This is a genomic window from Gemmatimonadaceae bacterium, from assembly GCA_020851035.1.
Classification (GTDB): domain Bacteria; phylum Gemmatimonadota; class Gemmatimonadetes; order Gemmatimonadales; family Gemmatimonadaceae; genus JACMLX01.
The window spans coordinates 35,468-55,385 of the sequence record JADZDM010000024.1 but is presented as its reverse complement, the minus strand read 5'-3'; the positions used below and the strand labels follow the sequence as shown (position 1 = coordinate 55,385).

Annotated in this window: 16 protein-coding genes and 1 pseudogene; 3 read left to right on the top strand and 14 right to left on the bottom strand. The window is 70.0% G+C overall.

The annotated features are described in order from the left end of the window. Positions 1-59 precede the first annotated feature (59 nt). A complete protein-coding gene (gene nosZ, locus IT355_16910; protein MCC7054955.1) occupies positions 60-2,093 on the bottom strand; it encodes a Sec-dependent nitrous-oxide reductase in 2,034 nt (677 codons plus the stop codon). A 203-nt stretch (positions 2,094-2,296) separates the two neighbouring features. Here nosZ and IT355_16905 point away from each other — a divergent pair, with 203 nt between their 5' ends. Beyond that, the gene (locus IT355_16905) at positions 2,297-2,842 is read left to right on the top strand and encodes a cytochrome c (protein MCC7054954.1); all 546 of its coding nucleotides are present in this window, start codon (positions 2,297-2,299) and stop codon (positions 2,840-2,842) included. Between the two features lie 116 nt (positions 2,843-2,958). Here the strand turns inward: IT355_16905 and IT355_16900 are convergent, their stop codons facing one another. The 9 genes from IT355_16900 to IT355_16860 form a co-directional block, all read right to left on the bottom strand. Next, entirely contained in the window at positions 2,959-6,306 is a 3,348-nt protein-coding gene (locus tag IT355_16900) for a PD40 domain-containing protein (GenBank protein MCC7054953.1), read from the bottom strand. A gap of 75 nt (positions 6,307-6,381) precedes the next feature. After that, positions 6,382-6,861, bottom strand: coding sequence for a DUF664 domain-containing protein (locus tag IT355_16895; protein ID MCC7054952.1), 480 nt, complete (start codon positions 6,859-6,861; stop codon positions 6,382-6,384). A 111-nt stretch (positions 6,862-6,972) separates the two neighbouring features. After that, the gene (locus IT355_16890) at positions 6,973-7,488 is read right to left on the bottom strand and encodes a hypothetical protein (GenBank protein ID MCC7054951.1); all 516 of its coding nucleotides are present in this window, start codon (positions 7,486-7,488) and stop codon (positions 6,973-6,975) included. Between the two features lie 84 nt (positions 7,489-7,572). Continuing rightward, a complete protein-coding gene (gene paaZ / locus IT355_16885) occupies positions 7,573-9,621 on the bottom strand; it encodes a phenylacetic acid degradation bifunctional protein PaaZ (protein MCC7054950.1) in 2,049 nt (682 codons plus the stop codon). Then, entirely contained in the window at positions 9,618-10,217 is a 600-nt protein-coding gene (locus IT355_16880) for a transferase hexapeptide repeat family protein (GenBank protein MCC7054949.1), read from the bottom strand. The genes paaZ and IT355_16880 overlap by 4 nt, the downstream gene beginning before the upstream one ends. After that, positions 10,217-11,428, bottom strand: a complete 1,212-nt coding sequence (gene pcaF, locus IT355_16875; GenBank protein ID MCC7054948.1) for a 3-oxoadipyl-CoA thiolase — start codon at positions 11,426-11,428, stop codon at positions 10,217-10,219. Before pcaF ends, IT355_16880 begins: the two co-directional genes overlap by 1 nt. Continuing rightward, entirely contained in the window at positions 11,425-11,877 is a 453-nt protein-coding gene (paaI, locus tag IT355_16870; protein MCC7054947.1) for a hydroxyphenylacetyl-CoA thioesterase PaaI, read from the bottom strand. The genes pcaF and paaI overlap by 4 nt, the downstream gene beginning before the upstream one ends. Beyond that, positions 11,874-13,058, bottom strand: a complete 1,185-nt coding sequence (locus tag IT355_16865) for a 3-hydroxybutyryl-CoA dehydrogenase (protein ID MCC7054946.1) — start codon at positions 13,056-13,058, stop codon at positions 11,874-11,876. Before IT355_16865 ends, paaI begins: the two co-directional genes overlap by 4 nt. Continuing rightward, positions 13,059-13,850: a 2-(1,2-epoxy-1,2-dihydrophenyl)acetyl-CoA isomerase gene (locus IT355_16860; protein ID MCC7054945.1), complete on the bottom strand. Its 792-nt coding sequence runs from the start codon at positions 13,848-13,850 to the stop codon at positions 13,059-13,061. Between the two features lie 51 nt (positions 13,851-13,901). Here IT355_16860 and IT355_16855 point away from each other — a divergent pair, with 51 nt between their 5' ends. Further along, positions 13,902-16,157 carry a pyruvate dehydrogenase gene (locus IT355_16855; GenBank protein ID MCC7054944.1) on the top strand — a complete coding sequence of 752 codons (2,256 nt, stop codon included), beginning with the start codon at positions 13,902-13,904 and terminating at the stop codon, positions 16,155-16,157. A 238-nt stretch (positions 16,158-16,395) separates the two neighbouring features. Here the strand turns inward: IT355_16855 and paaJ are convergent, their stop codons facing one another. The 4 genes and pseudogenes from paaJ to paaA all read right to left on the bottom strand — a co-directional run bounded on the left by paaJ (position 16,396) and on the right by paaA (position 19,057). After that, positions 16,396-16,887 carry a phenylacetate-CoA oxygenase subunit PaaJ gene (paaJ, locus tag IT355_16850; GenBank protein MCC7054943.1) on the bottom strand — a complete coding sequence of 164 codons (492 nt, stop codon included), beginning with the start codon at positions 16,885-16,887 and terminating at the stop codon, positions 16,396-16,398. 43 nt (positions 16,888-16,930) lie between these two features. After that, complete coding sequence (paaC, locus tag IT355_16845) at positions 16,931-17,689, bottom strand: phenylacetate-CoA oxygenase subunit PaaC (protein ID MCC7054942.1); 759 nt, start codon at positions 17,687-17,689, stop codon at positions 16,931-16,933. A gap of 41 nt (positions 17,690-17,730) precedes the next feature. Beyond that, a pseudogene (gene paaB, locus IT355_16840) lies at positions 17,731-18,060 on the bottom strand (1,2-phenylacetyl-CoA epoxidase subunit B). A 19-nt stretch (positions 18,061-18,079) separates the two neighbouring features. Beyond that, the gene (paaA, locus tag IT355_16835; protein MCC7054941.1) at positions 18,080-19,057 is read right to left on the bottom strand and encodes a 1,2-phenylacetyl-CoA epoxidase subunit A; all 978 of its coding nucleotides are present in this window, start codon (positions 19,055-19,057) and stop codon (positions 18,080-18,082) included. Between the two features lie 70 nt (positions 19,058-19,127). Between paaA and IT355_16830 the strand changes: the two genes are divergently transcribed. Further along, on the top strand, positions 19,128-19,916 hold the full coding sequence (locus tag IT355_16830) for an enoyl-CoA hydratase/isomerase family protein (GenBank protein ID MCC7054940.1): 789 nt from the start codon (positions 19,128-19,130) through the stop codon (positions 19,914-19,916). The last annotated feature ends 2 nt before the right edge of the window (positions 19,917-19,918 follow it).

Sequence of the window (19,918 nt, the reverse complement as noted above, 5' to 3'; positions counted from 1 at the left end):
CTGTCGGGGAAGGGGCAGGCCGGGCGGCGGTGGCCGGAGCCACCACCGCCGGCCGGATGCTAGCGCTTCGGGAGCGAGCCGGCGGCCGCTGCCACCGTGGCATCGACGTTCTGGCCGACGCGCCCGGAGTTGGCGACCAACGGCACCGACGACCCGGGCTCGGAGATGCGGATGTACCCCTGCATCTCCTGGTGCAGCGCCGAGCAGAAGTCGGTGCAGTAGAACGGGTAGACGCCGGTTCGCGTGGGAATCCACTTCATGGTGCGGGTCTCACCCGGCATCACCAGCACCTCGGCCGTGTTGGCCCCGGTGATGGCAAAACCGTGCGGCATGTCCCAGTCCTGCTCGATGTTGGTCACGTGGAAGTACACCGTGTCACCGAGCTGCACGCCCTCGATGTTGTCGGGCGAGAAGTGGCTCCGCAGGGAGGCCATCCGCACGTGCACGGCTCGGCCGGTACGGCTGATGCCCGTCTCCCGCTCCGTCCGGGCCACTTGCGGGTGCCGGTTCTCCTTCAGCGAGTAGAAACGCACCTGCCGGTCGCGGATCACGCTGGCAGCGATGGCGTTGCCGTAGTGCGGCTCGCCGAAGGTCGGGAAGTCGAGCAGCAGCCGCATCTTGTCGCCCTCGATGCTGTACAGCTGCGCCGAGTGCGCCAGCTCCGGCCCGGTGGGCAGGTAGCGGTCCTTGGTGATCTTGTTCATCGCCAGCGCGTACTTGCCCGCCGGCTTGCTGGTGCCGCCGCCCGGGATCATCAGGTGGCCCACCGAATAGAACGTCGGCGTGCGATCCACCACCTCCCAGGTGCCGAGCTTCCACTTCACGATCTCCGATGACAGGAAGAACGAGGTGTAGGCAAAGCCCTTGCCATCGAACTCCGTGTGGAGTGGGCCGAGGCCCGGGTTCTTGACCTCGCCGGCCAGCACGCTGGCATAGCGCAGCACCGGGATGCCCTCGACGTCACCCTCGAAGTCCTTCTTCTCGATGGCGGCGATCATCTTCGAGTAGCTGTGCACCGGGATCACGGTGGCCAACTTGCCGCCGGCCACGATGTACTCGCCCGACGGGTCCACGTCAGCGCCGTGTGGTGACTTCGGCGTCGGCAGGAAGTACATCACACCGGGGCACGCGGCCGTCTCGAGCGTGACCACGCTCGTCTCGGTGATCACCCGGGCCGTGCGCGTGAACTCGTCCATGACGTTGTGCAGGTATTCGGTCGCCATCGTCTGCCCCTTGCCATCGGCCACGCAGCGCTCGGCCGCCTTCCAGTTCACGGCGGCGATGAAGTCCTTGTCGTTGCGCGAGGCATTCGCCTCCAGCAGGCTGTTGGCCTGCTCGGAGTTGTAGGAGGTGAAGAACATCCAGCCGTCGGACGGCCCCTTCCCGGCACGCGCCAGGTCATAGTTGAAGCCCGGTACGAGGAGCTGGAAGGCGATCCGCATCTTGCCCGGCTCATTCGCCTTGATGAAGCTGATCGAGCCGCGGAATCCCTTCTTGTACTCCGCGATGGGCATGTCGCGGTTCGGGATCGGCACGCTGAAGCGCGTCGAGGCGACGGCGTACTCGGTGTTCTGCGTGATGAAGGGCGACGCGTGGTTGCCGGCGGCGTTGGGGATCTCGATGATCTCCTCGGTCTCCATCCGGGTCAGGTCGATGCGGGCGACCCGCGGGGTGTTGTTGGCATTGACGAAGAGCCAGCGGCCGTCGTCCTCGCCCTTCGTCTGCGAGAGCGCCGTGTGGTGCAGGTCGTCCCACGGCACCATGCCGTAGGAAGTCCGGAGCATCTCCTTCGTCTCTTCGTTGTAGCCCCAGCCGTTCTCGGCATGCTGGCTGAAGACCGGGATCAGCTTGAGCAGCCGCCCCGACGGCAGGCCGTAGACACCGACCTGGCCGTTGAACCCGCCGGACAGGAAGGCGTAGAACTCGTCGTACTTGCCGGGCGCCACATAGACGGCCTGGGCGGCATCACCACCGACGAGTGCGGTATTTGGCTTCGTGGCGCCGGTGGGGGAACAGGCATACGCGAGCACGATGGCGGAACAGACCGCCACGGCGGCGAGGCCGGCCTTCCCCTGGGTGAGCAATCGTGACATGTGGGACTCTCCGGGCACAGTGTGAGGAGCGTGTGCGTGATGCGGTGGCACGCCCGGAGGGATAGGTACGGCGCCACGCGCGGTGGCATAGTCCGCCATTGCCTGCACATTTGTGAGGGAATTGCTGACATTCCCATCCATATATGCGATTTAACTTCCCCCGGTCACCGGATCCTGCCTGACGTCCCACAGCCACACCCGACATGCCACGACCCGACCTGTCCGCCCGCCCGCGCCGCACGGCCACGACCGCCGTCACGCTCGCCGCCCTCGCCCTGCTCACTGCCTGTGGCGGTGGCGAGCCGAAGCCCGCTGACACCGCCGTTGCGGTCGCCGCCGCGCCAGCCACCGACGCGGCGGCCCCCACCGACAAGGGGGCCGCCACCTACACACAGATTTGTGCCAGCTGCCACCAGGCCACCGGACTCGGCGTGGAGGGGACATTCCCCCCGCTCGCGGGATCGGCATGGCTCACGGGCGACGCCCAGGTGCCGATCGCGATCGTGATTGCCGGACTGCAGGGTGAGATCAGCGTCGGCGGCAAGGCCTACAACGGCGCCATGCAGGCCTGGGGCATGCTCAGCAACGACGACGTGGCCAACGTCCTGACCTACACCCGCTCACAGTGGGGCAACGCGGCCGGCCCGGTCACACCAGCGGAGGTCAAGGCCGTGCGCGACAAGATCGGCAGCCGGAGTGCGTGGACGGCAGAGGAGCTGAAGAAGGAGTTCCCGGGCGCGGGGGGCTGACCGCCGCGCCATGCGCACGGTCCGCCTCCCCCGGCTCACGGAGACGCGCGGCGCTGCGGCGGTGTTCGGTTCAGCCACGGTGGCGGGCGTCGTCAACGGTGTCGACGACGTCCGGACTACCGTGCCCCTGACGCCGCGGGCGTGACGTCGTTCGTCATCCACCACTGCCGCGGCAACGGCTTCGCCCGCGGCCACACCTCGGCCAGCGTGCTCCCCTCGTAGAGCCGCCCGTTCTTCATCACCAGCGCGATCGTGTTGGTGTTGCGGATGTCGTCGAGCGGGTTCGCGTCCAGCACCAGGATGTCGGCCAGCTTTCCGGCCTCGATCGACCCGAGGTGCCGCTGCAGCCCGATCGCCTCGGCGCCGAAGATCGTCGCCACACGCAGCGCGTCCATCGGCTTCATGCCACCGCTGGCGATGCTCCACAACTCCCAGTGGACGCCCAGGCCCTGCAGCTGCCCATGGCCGCCCAGCCCCACCCGGCCGCCGGCCTCCACCACCTTCCTCGCCTGCTCGGCGAACAGGCGATAGGAGTACTCGCTGTCGCGAAACCACTGCGACCGGCGCAGGCCGCGACGCTCAAGTTCGGAGAAGGGCGTGAAGTGCGTGAGCTTGGGGTCGGCCAGGATGTCGTAGTGCTCGTACCACCAGTTCTCCGCCCATGGTCCGCCGTACTGCACCAGCAGCGTCGGTGTCCAGGTGGTGCCGCTCTGCGCGAACAGCCCGATGGCATCCTTGTACATCGGCGCGATCGGCAGCGTGTGCTCGATGCCGGCGTAGCCGTCCATCGCCTCGGTCATGTTCTTCTTGAAGTCCAGCCCCCCCTCGAGCGTCGGCGTGATCTGCTGCTCGCGCGCTGCCATCGCGATCCACTGCCGCTGACGGCGGTCGCCGGCCATGTACTGCTTGATCGTCTCGGTGCGGTAGAACTCCGAGTAGCGCCGCATCACCTCGCGTGCGTCGTCGGCACTGGTGATGTCGTCCTGCACGAAGATGCCGGGCCCGGTGGCATAGATGCGCGGGCCGATGATCTGCCCCGCATCCACTGCGTCGCCGTACGACACGACGTCGGCCGTGCTGGTCTGCGGATCGCGGGTGGTGGTGACGCCGTAGGCGAGATTCGCGGTGTACATGTACGGCTGCGGGGAGTGCACGCCCCACTGGGGCCACATGTGCGCGTGCACGTCCACCAGCCCGGGCATGATCGTCTTTCCCGCCACGTCGATGACCCTCGCGCCGGCCGGGACGGGCACACTGCCCTGCTCCCCCACGCCGGCGATGCGGTTGTTCGTGACCACCACGTCGCCACGCGCGATCACGCGGTCACCCGCCATGGTGATGATGCGCGCGCCGCGCAGCACCACGCTGCCGGCGGGCCGGTCTTTCGCCGCGGTGATGGTGATGTCGGTGCGCGCCGCGTCGTACACGGGCCTGTTCGGGCCGGAAGCGGTGGCTCCCGCGGCGCGTCCCGCAGGTGGCGCCGGTGCCTTCGAGGTCGAGTCGGCGGCAAGCGAGTCGGCCCGCGCGAGGTCGTACTGGAAGAACGCGCGACCGAGCGAGTAGAACACCGACTTCGAGTCGCTGCTCCAGCCGAGGAAGTCCCCACCGATGCGGGAGAGGCGACGGAAGGGCAGCGCACCACCGGTGGGCTGCTGCACCGAGACCGACGGGGTCGCGCCGCCGGTGACCGGCAGCGGCACCACGAACAGCCGGTTGTTCACCGACGCCAGCACGCGGCTGCCATCGGGCGAGACCTGCAGCTCCGACGCCTGTGATGGCTGCGCGTTCGGGCCGGCATTCGGGGACTGGTAGCCCGTCACCTTGAGGTGCGCCTTGCGGTCGGTGCCATCCCAGCGCATCGAGACCAGGCCATCACCGGACTCGTAGATCCAGATCCGTGAGGTGTCGGTGGTGAAGTGCGGGCGGCCGGCGTTGTTGATCGACGTGATGAACGTCGTGGCGCCACCGGAGGCCGGCAGCCAGACGAGGTCCGTGATCACCAGCGCCGGGTTGATCTCGTCGTTCATCACGGCACGCTGCTGGCGCGGGGCCCGCGCGGCCACGATCCGGCTGCCGCTCGAGGAGTACATGATGTCGTCGTAGAACGCCGTCTGCGTCGTGAGCTTCTCGGCACGGCCACCGGCGGCGGGCACGCGCCACACGTCGCCGCCATCCTCGTTCCAGCTCACATAGGCGATGTACCTGCCGTCGGGGGACCAGACCGGGGAGTGCTCCCCGTCGCTGGAGGTGGTGAGGCGGCGCGGCGTGCCGCTGGGCAGGTCCATGATCCAGAGGTGGTCCAGCGCCGAGAAGGTGAGGCGCTTGCCGTCGGGCGAGGGGCGGGCGCCGCGTACCTGCCGGACCGTGAGCACGCTGTCGTTCACCGGGTACTCGAACTTCACGAGCTCGCCGATCCGCTGGTCCACCTCGGCCGTGAACGGCACCTGCACCTGCTGACCCGTGGCCACGTCGAGGCGCCAGATCTTCCCGTGGTGCGCAAGGACGATGGCCTTCGAGTCAGCCGTCCACGCGTAGCCGGGCAGCAGGTCGCGCGAGCCACGCGACTCGATGTCGTCGCGCTGGATGTCACGGGCGATCCAGCGTTCATCGCCACTGGCGAGGTCCCGCAGCTTGAGCCCCGTGACGGCCATCTGGCGCGAGGCGTAGGCGAGCTGCTTGCCGTCGGGCGAGATCGCCGGCCGGAACGCGGTGCCGAGGTTGAGCGTGCGGGTGGCGAGGCGGCCGGTCTGGCGGTCGTACATCACGACCTGCGTGGTGCCGAGCATCTGGTTGTAGCCGGCCGCACCGGTGCGGGCGCCGGCGTAGATGTAGCGTCCGTCGGGGCTGACCGTGGCGCCCATGAAATTCACCGGCGCCGCACCGCCGCCACCCCCGCCGCCGGGCGCAGCGGGGGTGGTGCCGGTGAGCTTGAGGCCATTGCCGCCGCCCACGTGATAGAGCCAGAGATCGGCGTTCTTCGAGACCACGACGTACTGGCCGTCGGGGGTGAAGTCCGGCGAGATGAAGGCCTGGTTCGGGCCGCGGGTGAGGGCGCGCACGCGCGTTCCGTCGGGATCGACGAGCCAGAGGTTCTCGCTGCCCGAGCGATCGCTGACGAACACGATCGACTTGCCGTCGGGTGCGAATCGCGGCTGCCCGTCGAAGCCCGAGCCGCTGGTGATGCGTGTGGCCGGTCCGCCGGCGGCCGGGATCGTGTACAGGTCGCCGAGCATGTCGAAGACGATGGTGCGGCCATCGGGCGACAGGTCGAGCGACATCCACGTGCCTTCGTCGGTGGTGAACCGGAGCGGCCGCGTGGGGATGAGCGGCAGGTCCGAGTCCGGGGCGGTGCGACGGGTGGTATCGGCAGCCGCCTGCGCGGACAGGCGGCCCACCGGAACGACGGTGAGCGCGGTGAGCAGGGAGCACGCCAGCGCTCGTCGGACAGGTCGGGGATGCCACATTTCGTCGCTCCGGTGGTGAGGGCCCGCGCGGGACTTACGTGCCGCGCGAGCCCCTTCGCAAGGGAGCGGGGGAGGTCAGTCCCGTACCCAGAACTCCGGCGGTGTGACCCCGAGCGCGCGCAGGTAGACGTAACCCTGCCCACGATGGTGGATCTCGTTGTCGATCACGCCAAGAATCAGGTCGTGCACGGACATGGGCCACTGCCCGAAGGCCACGATCTGCTCCTGGAACCGCGTGAGCGGGATCTGGCCGAACAGCGTGTCGAGCTCGGCCGTCGCGGCGTCCCACTCCGCCAGCACCTTGGCCTGGGTGGTCGGCTCCGGCTGCTGGAACGGCGCCCACTCCCCGGTGAGGATGCCGCGCAGCGTCGGCACGGCCATCGACAACATTTCCTGCGCCATGGCGCTGAACGGCCGCATGCCGCCGATGCTCAGCGTGGTGAACTCGTCCGCCGGGAACGCCTCGATCACCCGGCGCGTGACGCGGCGGTGGCCCTGCCAGTGGGAGAGGAGCGCCTCGGGCGCAATGACAGCGGGAGCGGAAACATCAGACATGGTGGCCTCGCGTGGCTGATCCGGCAGGTTGAGACTGCTTCGGTATTTCTTCGGTCCTCCATGTTAGGACCGCGATTCCGACCTCGCAAGGGGGGCACATGTCACGAAGCGTCACTGTGGCGCGGCGTCCGGAACGGCGACGGGAGCCGCCCCCGGCGCGGTCCGCGTGCAGATGACCGCCAGCATGGCGTTGCTCCCCTTGTCCGTGGGCGGGATCGCCCGCCACACCGTGTCCACGGTGTTCGCCGCCTGCCCCTTCATGGCCTGCTGCGCATCGGCCTCCGACATGGGCTTGCCCTTCACCGACGCGACCAGGCTGTCCATGCCGATCACCCGGTAGCGCCGGCCGCTGCAATCGATTTCGGTCTTGAGACGCATGCTGGTGGAGACGCCGCCCAGCTTCATGTCCATCAGCATCTTCTGCGACGTCAGCAGGTAGCCGCTGGGCTGGGTGGTGACATGGGCGGTGTCGATCCACATGCCGAGTCGGCGCATCACGAAGTTGCCGGTGGTGTCGAGCATCATCGGGAACCACTCGGGTCCCACGCTGATCGGCGGGAGGGGCGTGCTGTCACCACCGCAGGCGGTGAGTGAGGCGAGCAGCACAACGGCGGCAAGACGGCGCATTCCAGGCTCCTTTCATGATGGTGCTGCACGGGCGGGCGTTGGGGACAGGTCAACACAAAGTCGCAACAGGCGCAAAAGACGCCGTTACGCGTCCACCTGCCGCGCCACCAGCGTCAGGATCGTGTACACCGCCACCGGCTCCCCATCCTGGTTCGTGACCTCCACGTCCCAGTGGACCACCCCCTGCGGCACCTGCCCCTCGCGGTCTTCCTTCTGCGTCTTCTGCTTGCAGGTGAGCCGCGCCTGGATCGTGTCGCCGATGAACACGGGCTTGGTGAAGCGCAGGCCCTCCAGTCCGTAGTTGGCCAGCACCGGGCCGGGCGCCGGATCCACGAACAACCCCGCCGCCGCCGAGAGCACGAAATACCCGTGCGCCACCCGCTTGCCGAACAGCGAGGCCTGGGCCGAGATGTCGTCCATGTGCGCGTAGAAATAGTCGCCGCTGATACCGGCGAAGTTCACCACGTCGGCCTCGGTCACGGTGCGGCGATGGGTGATGAACGTCTCGCCGATGCGCAGCTCATCGAAGTACTTGCGGAACGGGTGGATACGGTCCTTCAACTCGGTCGCACCCTTGCTCCACTCGCGCGTGACGGCCGTCACCACCTGCGGCGAGCCCTGGATGGCGGTGCGCTGCATGTAGTGCATCACGCCGCGCACGCCGCCCATCTCCTCGCCTCCGCCGGCACGACCAGGCCCGCCGTGCACAAGCCCGGGCATCGGTGACCCGTGCCCGGTGCTCTCCTTCGCGCTGTGCCGGTTCGCAAGCATCAGGCGGCCGTGGTACGCCGCCGTGCCGAGTGCCATCTGGCGCGCGACGGCATCGTCGTTGGTGAACACGCTGCCGACGAGGCTTCCCTTGCCGAGTTTCGCCAGCGCGATCGCCTCGTCCACGCTCTTGTACGGCATGATGGTGTTCACCGGCCCGAACGCCTCGATGTCGTGCGAGTGGGTGCCACCGAACGGATCGCCACTGTACAGCAGCACCGGCGCGAAGAACGCGCCCTTCCCGGCATCGGCACCCACCACGGTGAGCGTGTCACTGCCACCGAACACCAGTTCCGCACCACTGCGCAGCCGGTCCACGTTCTGCTGCACGTCACGCACCTGGGCGCGGCCGGCCAGTGGGCCCATGCGCACGCCGTCGAGTGCCGGATCGCCGATGGTCACGGTGGAGAGCCGCCTGCTGAGCGCCGCACTCACCGCGTCCACCATGCTCTCGTGCACGAACGTGCGGCGGATCGCGGTGCACTTCTGCCCCGCCTTCACCGTCATCTCGCGCGAGACTTCCTTGATGAACAGGTCGAACTCCTCGGTGCCCGGCGCCGCATCGGGCCCCAGCATCGAGAAGTTCAGCGAGTCAGCTTCCTGGTTGAATCGCACGCTGTTGGCGAGGATCGACGGATTGCTGCGCAGCATGAGGCCCGTCGCCGCCGAGCCGGTGAAGGCCACCGAATCCTGGCAGGTGAGGTGATCGAGCAGGTCACCCGGGCTGCCCAGGATGAGCTGGAACGAGCCCACCGGCAGCAGTCCGGAACTCACCATCGACCGCGCCACCACCTCCGTCAGGAAGCTGCCGACCGACGCCGGCTTCACGATGCTCGGCACGCCGGCGAGGAACGACGTCGCGAACTTCTCGAGCATCCCCCACACCGGGAAGTTGAAGGCGTTGATCTGCACCGCCACCCCTTCCATCGGCACGCAGATGTGCCGGCCGATGAAGGTGCCGCCGCGGCTCAGTCCCTCGACGGCGCCGTCCACGAAGAACGTCTCATCGGGAAACTCGCGCCGCCCGCGACTGGCATAGGCGAACAGGGTGCCGACGCCACCGTCGATGTCGATCCACGAGTCACCCTTCGTGGCACCGGTCCACGACGAGATGCGATAGAACTCGTCCTTCTGCGCGGTGAGGTGCTGCGCCAACGCCTTCAGGATGCGCGCGCGCTGGTGGAACGTCATCGCGCGCAGTGTCGGCCCACCGACGGTGCGCCCGTACTCCAGCATCCCCTTGAAGTCGAGGCCCGTGCTCGACGTGGTCGCGACCACATCGCCGGTGACGGCATTCTGCAGCAGGGTGCCTTCGCCGGTGCCGGCCACCCACTCGCCGTACGCGTAGTTCTGCATCCGTATCACGGCTTGGTCTCTCCCCAGTTCCGGTATGTCGATGCGGGCACGCCGCGATCCGCGGGCACCTCGCGCAGCGGTTCACAGGCACGCAGCGTGGCGTGCAGGCGTGCGGGCAGCGCCTGGTACAGCGCCGTGCCCTCCGACTTCCACGCCAGCATCTCGTCGCTCACTTCCTTCACGACCTTCGCCGGGTTGCCCACCACGACCGAGCGCGGCGGCACCTGCATGCCGGTCGGCACGAAGGCCAGCGCCCCCACCACGCTGCCGGCCCCGATGACGGCGTTGTCCATGATCACGGCGTTCATCCCGATCAGCGCATTCGCACCGATGCGCGCGCCGTGCACGATGGCCCCGTGGCCGATGTGCGCCGCGTCCTCCAGCACCACGGTCACGCCGGGGAACATGTGGATCGTGCAGTTCTCCTGCACGTTGCAGCCGTCACCGATCACGATGCCGCCGAAGTCACCGCGGATCGCGGCCCCGGGCCCGACGTACACGTCGCGGCCGATGATGACGTTGCCCGTCACCGTGGCGTTGGGGTGCACGTACGCCGACGCGTGCACCACCGGGACCCACGCCTCGAACGCAAAGATGTTCGCCATCAGGCACGCTCGAGGATGGTGGCCATGCCCTGGCCCACGCCGATGCACATGGTCGCGAGGGCGTACCGCTGCTGCGTGCGCTGCAGCTCGTGCGCGGCCGTCAGAAGCAACCGCGCCCCGCTCATCCCCAGCGGGTGCCCGAGCGCGATCGCGCCGCCGTTGGGATTCACGCGGGCGTCGTCATCGGCCAGGCCAAGCGCGCGCAGGCAGCCGAGCGACTGGGCCGCGAACGCCTCGTTCAGCTCGATCACGCCGATGTCGGCCAGCGTCAGTCCCGCCTTCGCCAGCGCCAGCTGCGTGGCGGGCACCGGGCCCATGCCCATCACCCGCGGCTCGACGCCGGCCACCGCCGTGGTCACGATGCGCGCCATCGGCGCCGCACCGATCGCCCGCGCGCCCGCCGCCGACGCGATGAGCAACGCCGCCGCGCCATCGTTCAATCCCGAGGCGTTGCCCGCGGTCACCGAGCCCTGTCCGTCCGTGCGGAACGCCGGCGTGAGCTTCCCGAGGATCTCGAGCGTCGTCTCCGGCCGCAGGAACTCGTCGGTGTCGACGACCCTCGGCGCGCCCTTCCGCTGGGCGATCTCCACCGCACTGATCTCGGCCACGAACCGCCCCGCCTCGCGCGCCGCCGCGGCCTTCTGCTGCGAGCGCAGCGCGAACAAGTCCTGGTCCGCCCGCGAGATGCCGTGCTGCGCCGCCACGTTCTCCGCCGTCTGCCCCATGGAGTCCACGCCGTGTGCGGCACGCATCCGCGGGTTCACGAAGCGCCAGCCAAGGCTGGTGTCGAACAGCTCCATGTCACGGGCGAAGGGCTTGCCCGCCTTCGACAGCACGTACGGCGCGCGGGTCATGTTCTCGACGCCGCCCGCGATGTACAGGTCGCCGTCACCCACCTGCACGGCACGCGCGGCGTTCGCCACCGCGCTCATCCCGGAGGCACAGAGTCGGTTGACGGTCTCACCGGGCACCGTGACCGGCAGGCCGGCCAGCAGCGCCGCCATCCGCGCCACGTTGCGGTTGTCGTCGCCGGCCTGGTTGGCGCAGCCGAGGATCACGTCGGTGAGGCGCGCCGGGTCGAGCGACGGATGGCGCGCGACGAGCGCGGCGATCACGTGCGCCGCCATGTCGTCCGCGCGCACTTCGCTGAGCTGGCCACCGAGGTTCCCGATGGCCGTCCGGAGGCCATCGACGAGGAAGGCGTCGGTCACGATGCGGGTCCGGTGGGGTGCAGGGTGCTGGTGCGATAGACCGTGCCGCGGAAGAGCGCGACCACGGTGCCGTGCTGGTTGCGGACGGTCACGCGGTAGAACCCCAGGCGCCCGCCGCGCGACTCCTCCTCGGCGGTCGCGACCAGGTCGTCACCGACGTGCACCGGCGCGGGATACGAGACCTGGTTGTCGACCGCCACCGTGACGTGTTCGCCGCCGTTGCATGCGAACGCCAGCGCGCTGTCGGCCAGCGAGTAGGTGATCCCGCCGTGCGCGGCGCCGAAGCCGTTCACCATGTCATGGCGGATGTGCATGTGCAGCTCGCTGCGGCCCGCACCCGCCGACACCACCCGGATGCCGAGCCAGCGGCTGAAGGCATCCGTCTCCAGCATGGCCGCGAGCACCTGTGCGGTGCGGGCCTCCTGCGCCGGTGTGCGTGGGGCGCTCATGCCAGCAGCGCCCGGCCATCGCGCACGCGCTGCCGCAGCAGCACGCTGGCGCGGTAGCGATCCTCGCCGTACTCGTCGCGCAGTGCATCCAGCCGCGCGAGCACGGCGGCGGGGCCGACCTCGTCACCCCACGCCAGCAGGCCCTTCGGGTAGTTCACGCCGCGCGTCATGGCGAGTTCGATGTCGGCTGGTGATGCCACGCGCAGGTACACGGCGTCCACCGCCTCGTTCACCAGCATGGCCAGCACCCGGTCCACGATCGCGCGCCCGAGCACGGGATCCTCGGTGGCGGCGGGCCGCACGGCCCCGTCGGCGTAGTCGTAGAACCCGCGCATGCGCTTGCGGCCCAGGAACCCCGCCTGCACCAGCCGCTGCTGCGTGAGCGACGGCCGGTAGCGCGGGTCCTGGAAGAACCCGTCGTAGACACTCTGCGTGACCGCGAAGTTGATGTCGTGCCCGATGAAGTCCATCAGCTCGAACGGGCCCATGCGGAACCCGCCGATCTCGCGCATCGCCCAGTCGATCGTCGGCACGTCGGCGATGCCCTCCTCCAGCAGCCGCAGGGCCTCGCCGTAGAACGGCCGCGCGATGCGGTTCACGATGAAGCCCGGCGTGTCCTGCGCCACCACGGTCACCTTCCGCCACGAATCCACCAGCGCCCGTGCGCGCGTGGTCACCGACGGATCGGTGGTGATGGCGGGGATGATCTCCACCAGCGGCATCACCACGGCGGGATTGAAGAAGTGGATGCCCAGCACCCGTGCGCCGTGCCGGCAGCGGCCGGCGATCGCCGCCACGGGGAGCGACGAGGTGTTGGTGGCCAGGATGCAGTCCGGCGTCACCTCGCGCTCGAGCGCGTCGAAGAGCGTCATCTTCACCGCGAGGTCCTCGGCCACGGCCTCGATCACGACCCCGCACTCCGCGTAGGCCCCGTGTCCCATGGCCAGGTCACCGGCGTCCGTGATGCGCGAGAGCACCTCGCTGGCCGCGGTGTCGGCCATGCGGCCCTTCGCCACGTCACGCATCAGCGCCACGGTGATGGCGGCCCGTGCCCGCTGCAGCGCGTCGCCGTGCGCGTCACCCAGCACCACGCGGTGGCCGGCCATCGCGGCCACCTGTGCGATCCCGCTGCCCATCGCGCCCGCCCCCACCACGCCGATCACCAGCCCCGGGTCAGCCATTCACCGGCCCTCGAACGTCGGTGTCCGCTTCTCGACGAAGGCGCGCACCCCTTCCGCGTAGTCCCGGGTGGCGCCGGCCTCCCGCTGCAGTGTCTCCTCGAGCGCGAGCTGCTCGTCGAGGGTGTGGGCATGGCCGGCGTTGAAGGCACGCTTGGTGAGCCCCAGGCCGCGCGTCGGCATCGCGGCCAGCCGCAGCGCGAGGGCGCGGGTCCGCTCGGCGAGGTCGGTCGCCGGCACCACGTCGTACACGAGTCCCCACTCCTTCGCCGTGCTCGCCGGCAGCTTGTCGCCGAGCATGGTGAGTGCCGCGGCGCGCTGCGCGCCCACGATGCGCGGCAGGATGAACGTGCCGCCGCTGTCGGGAATGAGGCCGATCTTCGAGAACGACTGGATGAACGACGCCCCCTCGGCCGCGACCGTGATGTCGCACGCCAGGGCCAGGTTGGCGCCGGCGCCCGCCGCCACGCCGTTCACGGCACACACCACCGGCTTCTCGAGTGAACGGATGGCGCGGATGATCGGGTTGTAGTCGCGGCGCACGATGGCGCCGAGGTCGGGCATGGTGCCGTCCGCCGCAGGGAGCACCTCGGCCAGGTCCTGGCCGGCGCAGAAGGCACGGCCGTTGGCGGTGAGCAGGACGGCGCGCACCGCAGGATCCGCCGCCGCCGTGGCCAGCGCCGCCTGCAGCGACGCGGCCATTTCGGCATTGAAGCTGTTGAGCACCTGCGGACGGTTGAGCGCGATGGTCATGACGCCATCGGCCAGCGCGGTCAGGATCAGGTCGGAGTCCATCGGGAACCGAGTGGCGGTGCAGGGACGGGGGGACCGCGGCATGCCGCCGCGATGCGCGTCGTGCAATATACGGCCGTGCATCGGGCACGACCCGCGCCGTCTGCGCCTCCCGGCAGGGGGCGCGCGTGCCCAGATTTCGCGCCGACGCGGCTCCGCCGCCCCTTCCCGATTCCGTTGACGCACGCCGCAGCAGACAGCGCCCATGCCGGCCACGCCGGCCCGCCGGTGGACACCCGCTTCGACTGGCACCGCATCGCGTACCACACGCTGGTGTCGCGCGCGCTGGACGACCTCGAGGAGGCGCTCAACCGGAACCGCGCCAGCGTGCCGCGTGCACACCAGGTGCTGTACCAGTTCTCGGCCCGCGGTCACGACATGAGCCAGTGCATCCTGGGCTCGCTGCTGGGGCACCCGCACGATGGCGTGGGCGCCTACTACCGGTCGCGGCCGGTGCTGCTCTCGGTGGGACTGTCGATCGAGGACGCACACGGCAGCCCGCTGGGACGTGCCGGCGGCTTCAGTGATGGCCGCGACATCGGCGTCGTCTGCAATCGCCCGGGATGGAACGGCGTGACGGTGCTGCCGATGGCCGGCGACGTGGGCGCGCAGTACACGCCGGCCGCCGGCTGGGCGCAGTCCATCCTCTACCGCCGCGACACGCTCTGCGACGCCTCATACGGCGGCGCCATCGCGGTGGCGCTGGGTGGCGATGCCAGTGTGGCGACGAACGGGTTCTGGTCGGCGCTGACGATGGCCACCACGCTGCGCCTGCCGATGCTCTTCTACATCGAGGACAACGGGCTCGGGATCTCGGTGCAGGGCGGGATGCAGACGCCCGGCGGCGACATCAGCGCCAACCTCGCGTCGTTCGGCAACCTGCTGGTGCGCAGCGGAGACGGTTCCGTGCCCACCGACGCCGCACCGCTGCTGGCCGAGTGCGTGGCGCACGTGCGCAGCGGCGCCGGGCCGGCGCTGGTGCGGCTCACCGTGCCGCGCCTGTCGAGCCACTCCGGGCCGGACAACCAGAAGGGGTATCGCTCGGATGACGAGGTGGAGGCCGATCGCGCCCGTGATCCCCTGCCGCGGCTGCGAGCACACCTGGTGCCGGCCCTGCTGTCGGACGCCGAGTGGGCGGCGCTGGAGCAGCAGGTGGCGCGCGACGTGGACGCCGGCGTGGCGGCCGCCCGCGAGCGGCGCACCCCCGAGCCCGCCGACGTGCATCGCTTCGTGTACGAGGAACCGCCGCGTGACACCGACGTGCGCGCGTTCGGCGGGCAGTCGCCGGCGCAGCGCGACCTGCTGCCCGCCACCGACGTGCCCGATGCCGACGGCGACATGGTGCGCGTGGCGGAGTCGATCCGGCGCACGCTGGCGTCGGAGCTGGCCGCGAACCCGCGGGTGCTGGTGTTCGGCGAGGACGTGGGGCGCAAGGGAGGCGTGCACCTGGTCACCGAGGGGCTGCAGAAGCGCTTCGGTGCCGATCGCGTGTTCGACACCAGCCTCTCCGAGGAGGGCATCATCGGGCGTGCGGTGGGCATGGCGGTGAACGGCCTGGTGCCGGTGGCGGAGATCCAGTTCCGGAAGTACGCCGACCCCGCGCACGAGCAGCTCAACAACTGCGGCACGATGCGCTGGCGCACGGCGAACCAGTTCTGCGCGCCGATCGTGGTGCGGATGCCGGGCGGCTTCGGCAAGGACGTGGGCGACCCCTGGCACTCGCTCTCGGGCGAGGTGACGTGGGCGCACACGCCGGGCTGGCAGGTGGCGATGCCGTCGAACGCCGCCGACGCCAGCGGCCTGCTGCGCGCCGCGATGCGCAGCGGCAATCCGACGATCTTCTTCGAGCACCGCTCGCTGCTGATGACCAGCGACGGCAGCGCGCGCTACCCCGGCGACAGCTACGTGCTGCCGTTCGGCCGCGCCAGCCGCCTGCTCCACGGGGACGACGTGACGGTCGTGAGCTGGGGCGCGATGGTCCACCGCTGCGCCCAGGCCGCCGCACAGTTCCCCGGCGCAGTGGACCTGCTCGACCTGCGCACCATCGCGCCCTGGGACCGCGAGGCCGTCCTCGAGAGCGTCCGCCGCACCGGGAAGTGCCTCGTCGTGCACGAGGACACCCTGACCGCCGGCTTCGGCGCCGAGATCGCGGCGGTGCTGGCGCAGGACGCCTTCTGGTTCCTCGACGCCCCCATCGAGCGGCTCGCCGTGCGCGACGTGCCGATGCCGTACCACGAATCGCTGCTCGCTGCGGTCCTGCCTGACGCCGCGCGCATCGGTGCGGCCATCGATGCGCTGTTGCGCACGTAGGCATCCCGAACTCTTTCGACGCAAAGGAGAAATGGGCGCGAAGGACGCAAAGGGGTCTGCGCGGGCTTCACTCGTCGGCGTAACGTCGGGCATCGCATATGCTCTGGGAACTGCAACTGCCACCGCGGTTCCCCTCGACAACTCTGTTTCGTGTTCAGCCGACGCTGGCCCAAGGGCAGAACTCCTTGCGTCCTTCGCGCACTCTGCGCCTTTGCGTCAAAGCCGTTGCGCTTGCCACTCAGATCGCCTTGAACTCCTCGAACGGCTGACGGCAGGACCGGCACCAGCAGAGCGACTTGCATGCGGTGCTCCCGAACTCGCTGCGGACTTCCGTCTCGAGTGAATCGCAGAATGGGCACTGGACCGTGCGCCGTGCGCGCATGAGCTGCACCAGGCCGCCCTGCTCGGTGCGGCCGGGCGGGGCGATGCCGTAGGCCTTGAGGCGCGCACGGGCGTCGTCGGAGATCCAGTCGGTGCTCCACGCCGGCGTGAACGTGGTGCGCACGGTCACCGGGCCGTGGCCGGCGGCGATGATCGCGGCGGTGATGTCCTGCTCGATCACGAGGATCGCGGGACAGCCGGAGTAGGTCGGCGTGACCGTCACGGTGATGGCGCCCGTCTCGCCGACCGTCACGTCGCGCACCACACCCAGGTCGCGCACGCTGAGCACCGGCACCTCGGGATCCTTCACCGTGTCGAGGATGGCGAGGATCTCGTCCCGCGTCGGGATCGCCGCGGCGGGCCTGCCACCCGCCCCGCCGCCACTCACGCCGCTACCACGTGGCGCCCGGGTGCGACCGTGCCACGATCTGCATCTCGGCCAGCAGGTGCCCCAGGTGTTCCGAATGGGCGCCCTGCCGGGCCCCGCGCGGACTGGCGGCGGGCGGGGCGTCGGCGGGCAGCACGAGCGTGGCACGCGCGAGCACGTCACGCACGATGGCCAGCCACTGCCCCTGCAGGGCCACCGGATCCGGCGCGATCCCGGCGGCGATCATCTCGCGGTCGACCGCATCCACGGCGAACAGCTCCGGGGTGAAGCGCCAGAGGTCGTCCAGCGCGCGCTGCACCCGGCGGTGACTCTCCTCGGTGCCGTCGCCCAGCTTGAGCATCCAGTCGCCGCTGTGGCGCACATGGTACTTCGCCTCCTTCACCGCCTTGCCGGCGATGGCGGCCAGCCCCGCGTGCGTGCCCCGCGTGAGCGCGTCGAGCAGCACCACCGCCTGCACGTCGAACAGGAACTGCCGCACGATCGTCTGCGCGAAGTCGCCGTTCGGCTGTTCCACGAGCAGGCAGTTCCGGAACTCCACCGCCTCGCGCCAGTAGGCCAGCGCATCCTCGTCACGCCCCTGCCCTTCCACCTCGCCGGCGAGGCGGAGCAGCATGGTGGCCTGCCCGATCAGGTCGAGCGCGACGTTGGCGAGCGCGATGTCCTCCTCGAGGATCGGGCCGTGCCCGCACCACTCGCTCACCCGGTGGCCAAGCACCAGGCGGTCGTCGCCAAGCCGCAGCAGGTACTCGAGCAGCGCATGCACGGGGGGTGCCGGGGCCGGCACCACGGAAAACGGCGCGCTGCTCAAAAGACGCGCACGCCGCGCGGCACGCGGTAGAACTGCGGGTGACGGTAGGCCTTGTCGGCGCCCGGATCGAACAGCGGGCCGGCATCGCCGGGGCTGGAGGCCGTGATGGCGCCACCGGGCACCACCCACAGCGAGATCACGCCGCCGCGGCGCGCGTACACGTCGCGCGCATTCTGCATCGCCTGCTCGGCATCCACCGCGTGCAGCGACCCCGCATGCTCGTGCGGCGCCCCCTGCTCACTCTGCGTGAAGACCTACCAGAGCGGCCACTGGCCGTCTGCGGGGATCGTCGCGGCCTGGGCCGACACCTCCGTGTTCGCGCTCATCACTGGCTCCCGGCCGGCGTCACGCTGCGGCCGATGTGTCGTTCGTGCGCTGCTTCGCGGCGTAGGCCATCGCGGCCTCGCGCACCCATGCCCCCTCCCGTTCCGCGGCCCGCCGCGCCTCGAGGCGCTCGCGGTTGCACTGCCCGTTGCCCCGCACCACCTGGTGGAACTCCGACCAGTCGATCTCGCCGAAGTGCCAGTCCTCCGTCGCCTCGTCGTAGCGCAGCGCCGGGTCGGGGAGCGTGAGCCCCACCGCCGCCGCCTGCGGCACCGTCAGGTTCACGAAGCGCTGGCGCAGCTCGTCGTTCGTCTTCCGCTTCACCTGCCAGCGGATCAGCTCCGCCGTGTTCGGCGAGTCGGTGTCGCTCGGCCCGAACATCATCAGCGACGGCCACCAGAAGCGGTTCACCGCATCCTGCACCATGGCCTTCTGCGCCGGCGTGCCCGCCGCCAGCGTGGCCACGATCTCGTAGCCCTGGCGCTTGTGGAAGTTCTCTTCCTTGCAGATGCGGATCATCGCCCGCGCATACGGCCCGTACGACGCCTTCGCCAGCACCGTCTGGTTCACGATCGCCGCCCCGTCCACCAGCCAGCCGATCACGCCGATGTCGGCCCACGAGAGCGTGGGATAGTTGAAGATACTGGAGTACTTCGCGCGCCCGTCGAGCAGCTGCCCGATCACCTCGCTGCGATCCACACCCAGCGTCTCCACGCCGCAGTAGATGTAGAGGCCGTGCCCGCCCTCGTCCTGCACCTTCGCGATCAGGCCGACCTTGCGGCGCAGCGACGGGGCGCGCGTGATCCAGTTCCCCTCGGGCAGCATGCCGACGATCTCGCTGTGCGCATGCTGCGACATCATGCGGATCAGCTGCTGGCGGTACCGCTGCGGCATCCAGTCCTTCGGCTCGATGCTCTCGCCGCGGGCGATGCGGGCCTCGAAGGCGGCGACGGCTGCGGGATCCTCGGCCGTGGCGTCAATCGCGCGTGTCTGGGTCATGCCGGAAATGTACGGGTGAGCCCACCCCGGACAATGGACGCTGCCGGCGTGCAGGCGGTAGCTTGGCCGGATGGACAACGAGAACAGGCCCGGGTACAACGCCGTCGCCGGCGGAACCGTTTCCGTCGACGTGTCGGCGGGAGTCGGCACCATCACCTTCGGGCATCCGAAGGGGAACTCGCTGCCGGGCGCGCTGCTGCAGCACCTCGCCGGCACCATCACCGCTGTCGGGCAGGACCCGGACGTGCGGGTGCTCGTGCTCCGGAGCGAGGGGAGCGGGCCGTTCTGCGCCGGTGCGAGCTTCGACGAACTGGTGCGCATCGCCGACCCCGACGAGGGCGAGCGCTTCTTCAGCGGCTTCGCGGCCGTCATCCTGGCCATGCTCCGCACCCCGCAGTTCGTGCTGGTACGGGTGCACGGCCGCACCGCCGGGGGCGGGATCGGCATCGCCGCCGCCGGCGACTACACCGTCGCCGTGCGCAGCGCCTCGGCCAAGCTGAGCGAGCTGGCCGTCGGCATCGGGCCGTTCGTGGTGGGACCGGTGATCGCGCGCCGCATAGGGATGGGGCCGTTCATGGCCATGTCCGTGGACGCCGACTGGCGCGACGCCGACTGGTGCGAGCGGCACGGGCTGTACGCCCGCCTCTTCGACGACGCGGCGGCCATGGATGCCGCGCTGGCCGCGCTGGCCACCACCCTGGCCTCCTCCAATCCCGACGCGATGCGCCTGATGAAGGGGGTTGCCTGGCAGGGCACCGAGGACTGGCCGGCACTGCTCGCCGAGCGGGCGCGGCTGAGCGGGACGCTGGTGCTCTCGGACTTCACCCGCCACGCCATCGCGGCGTTCCGGGCGAAGTAGCC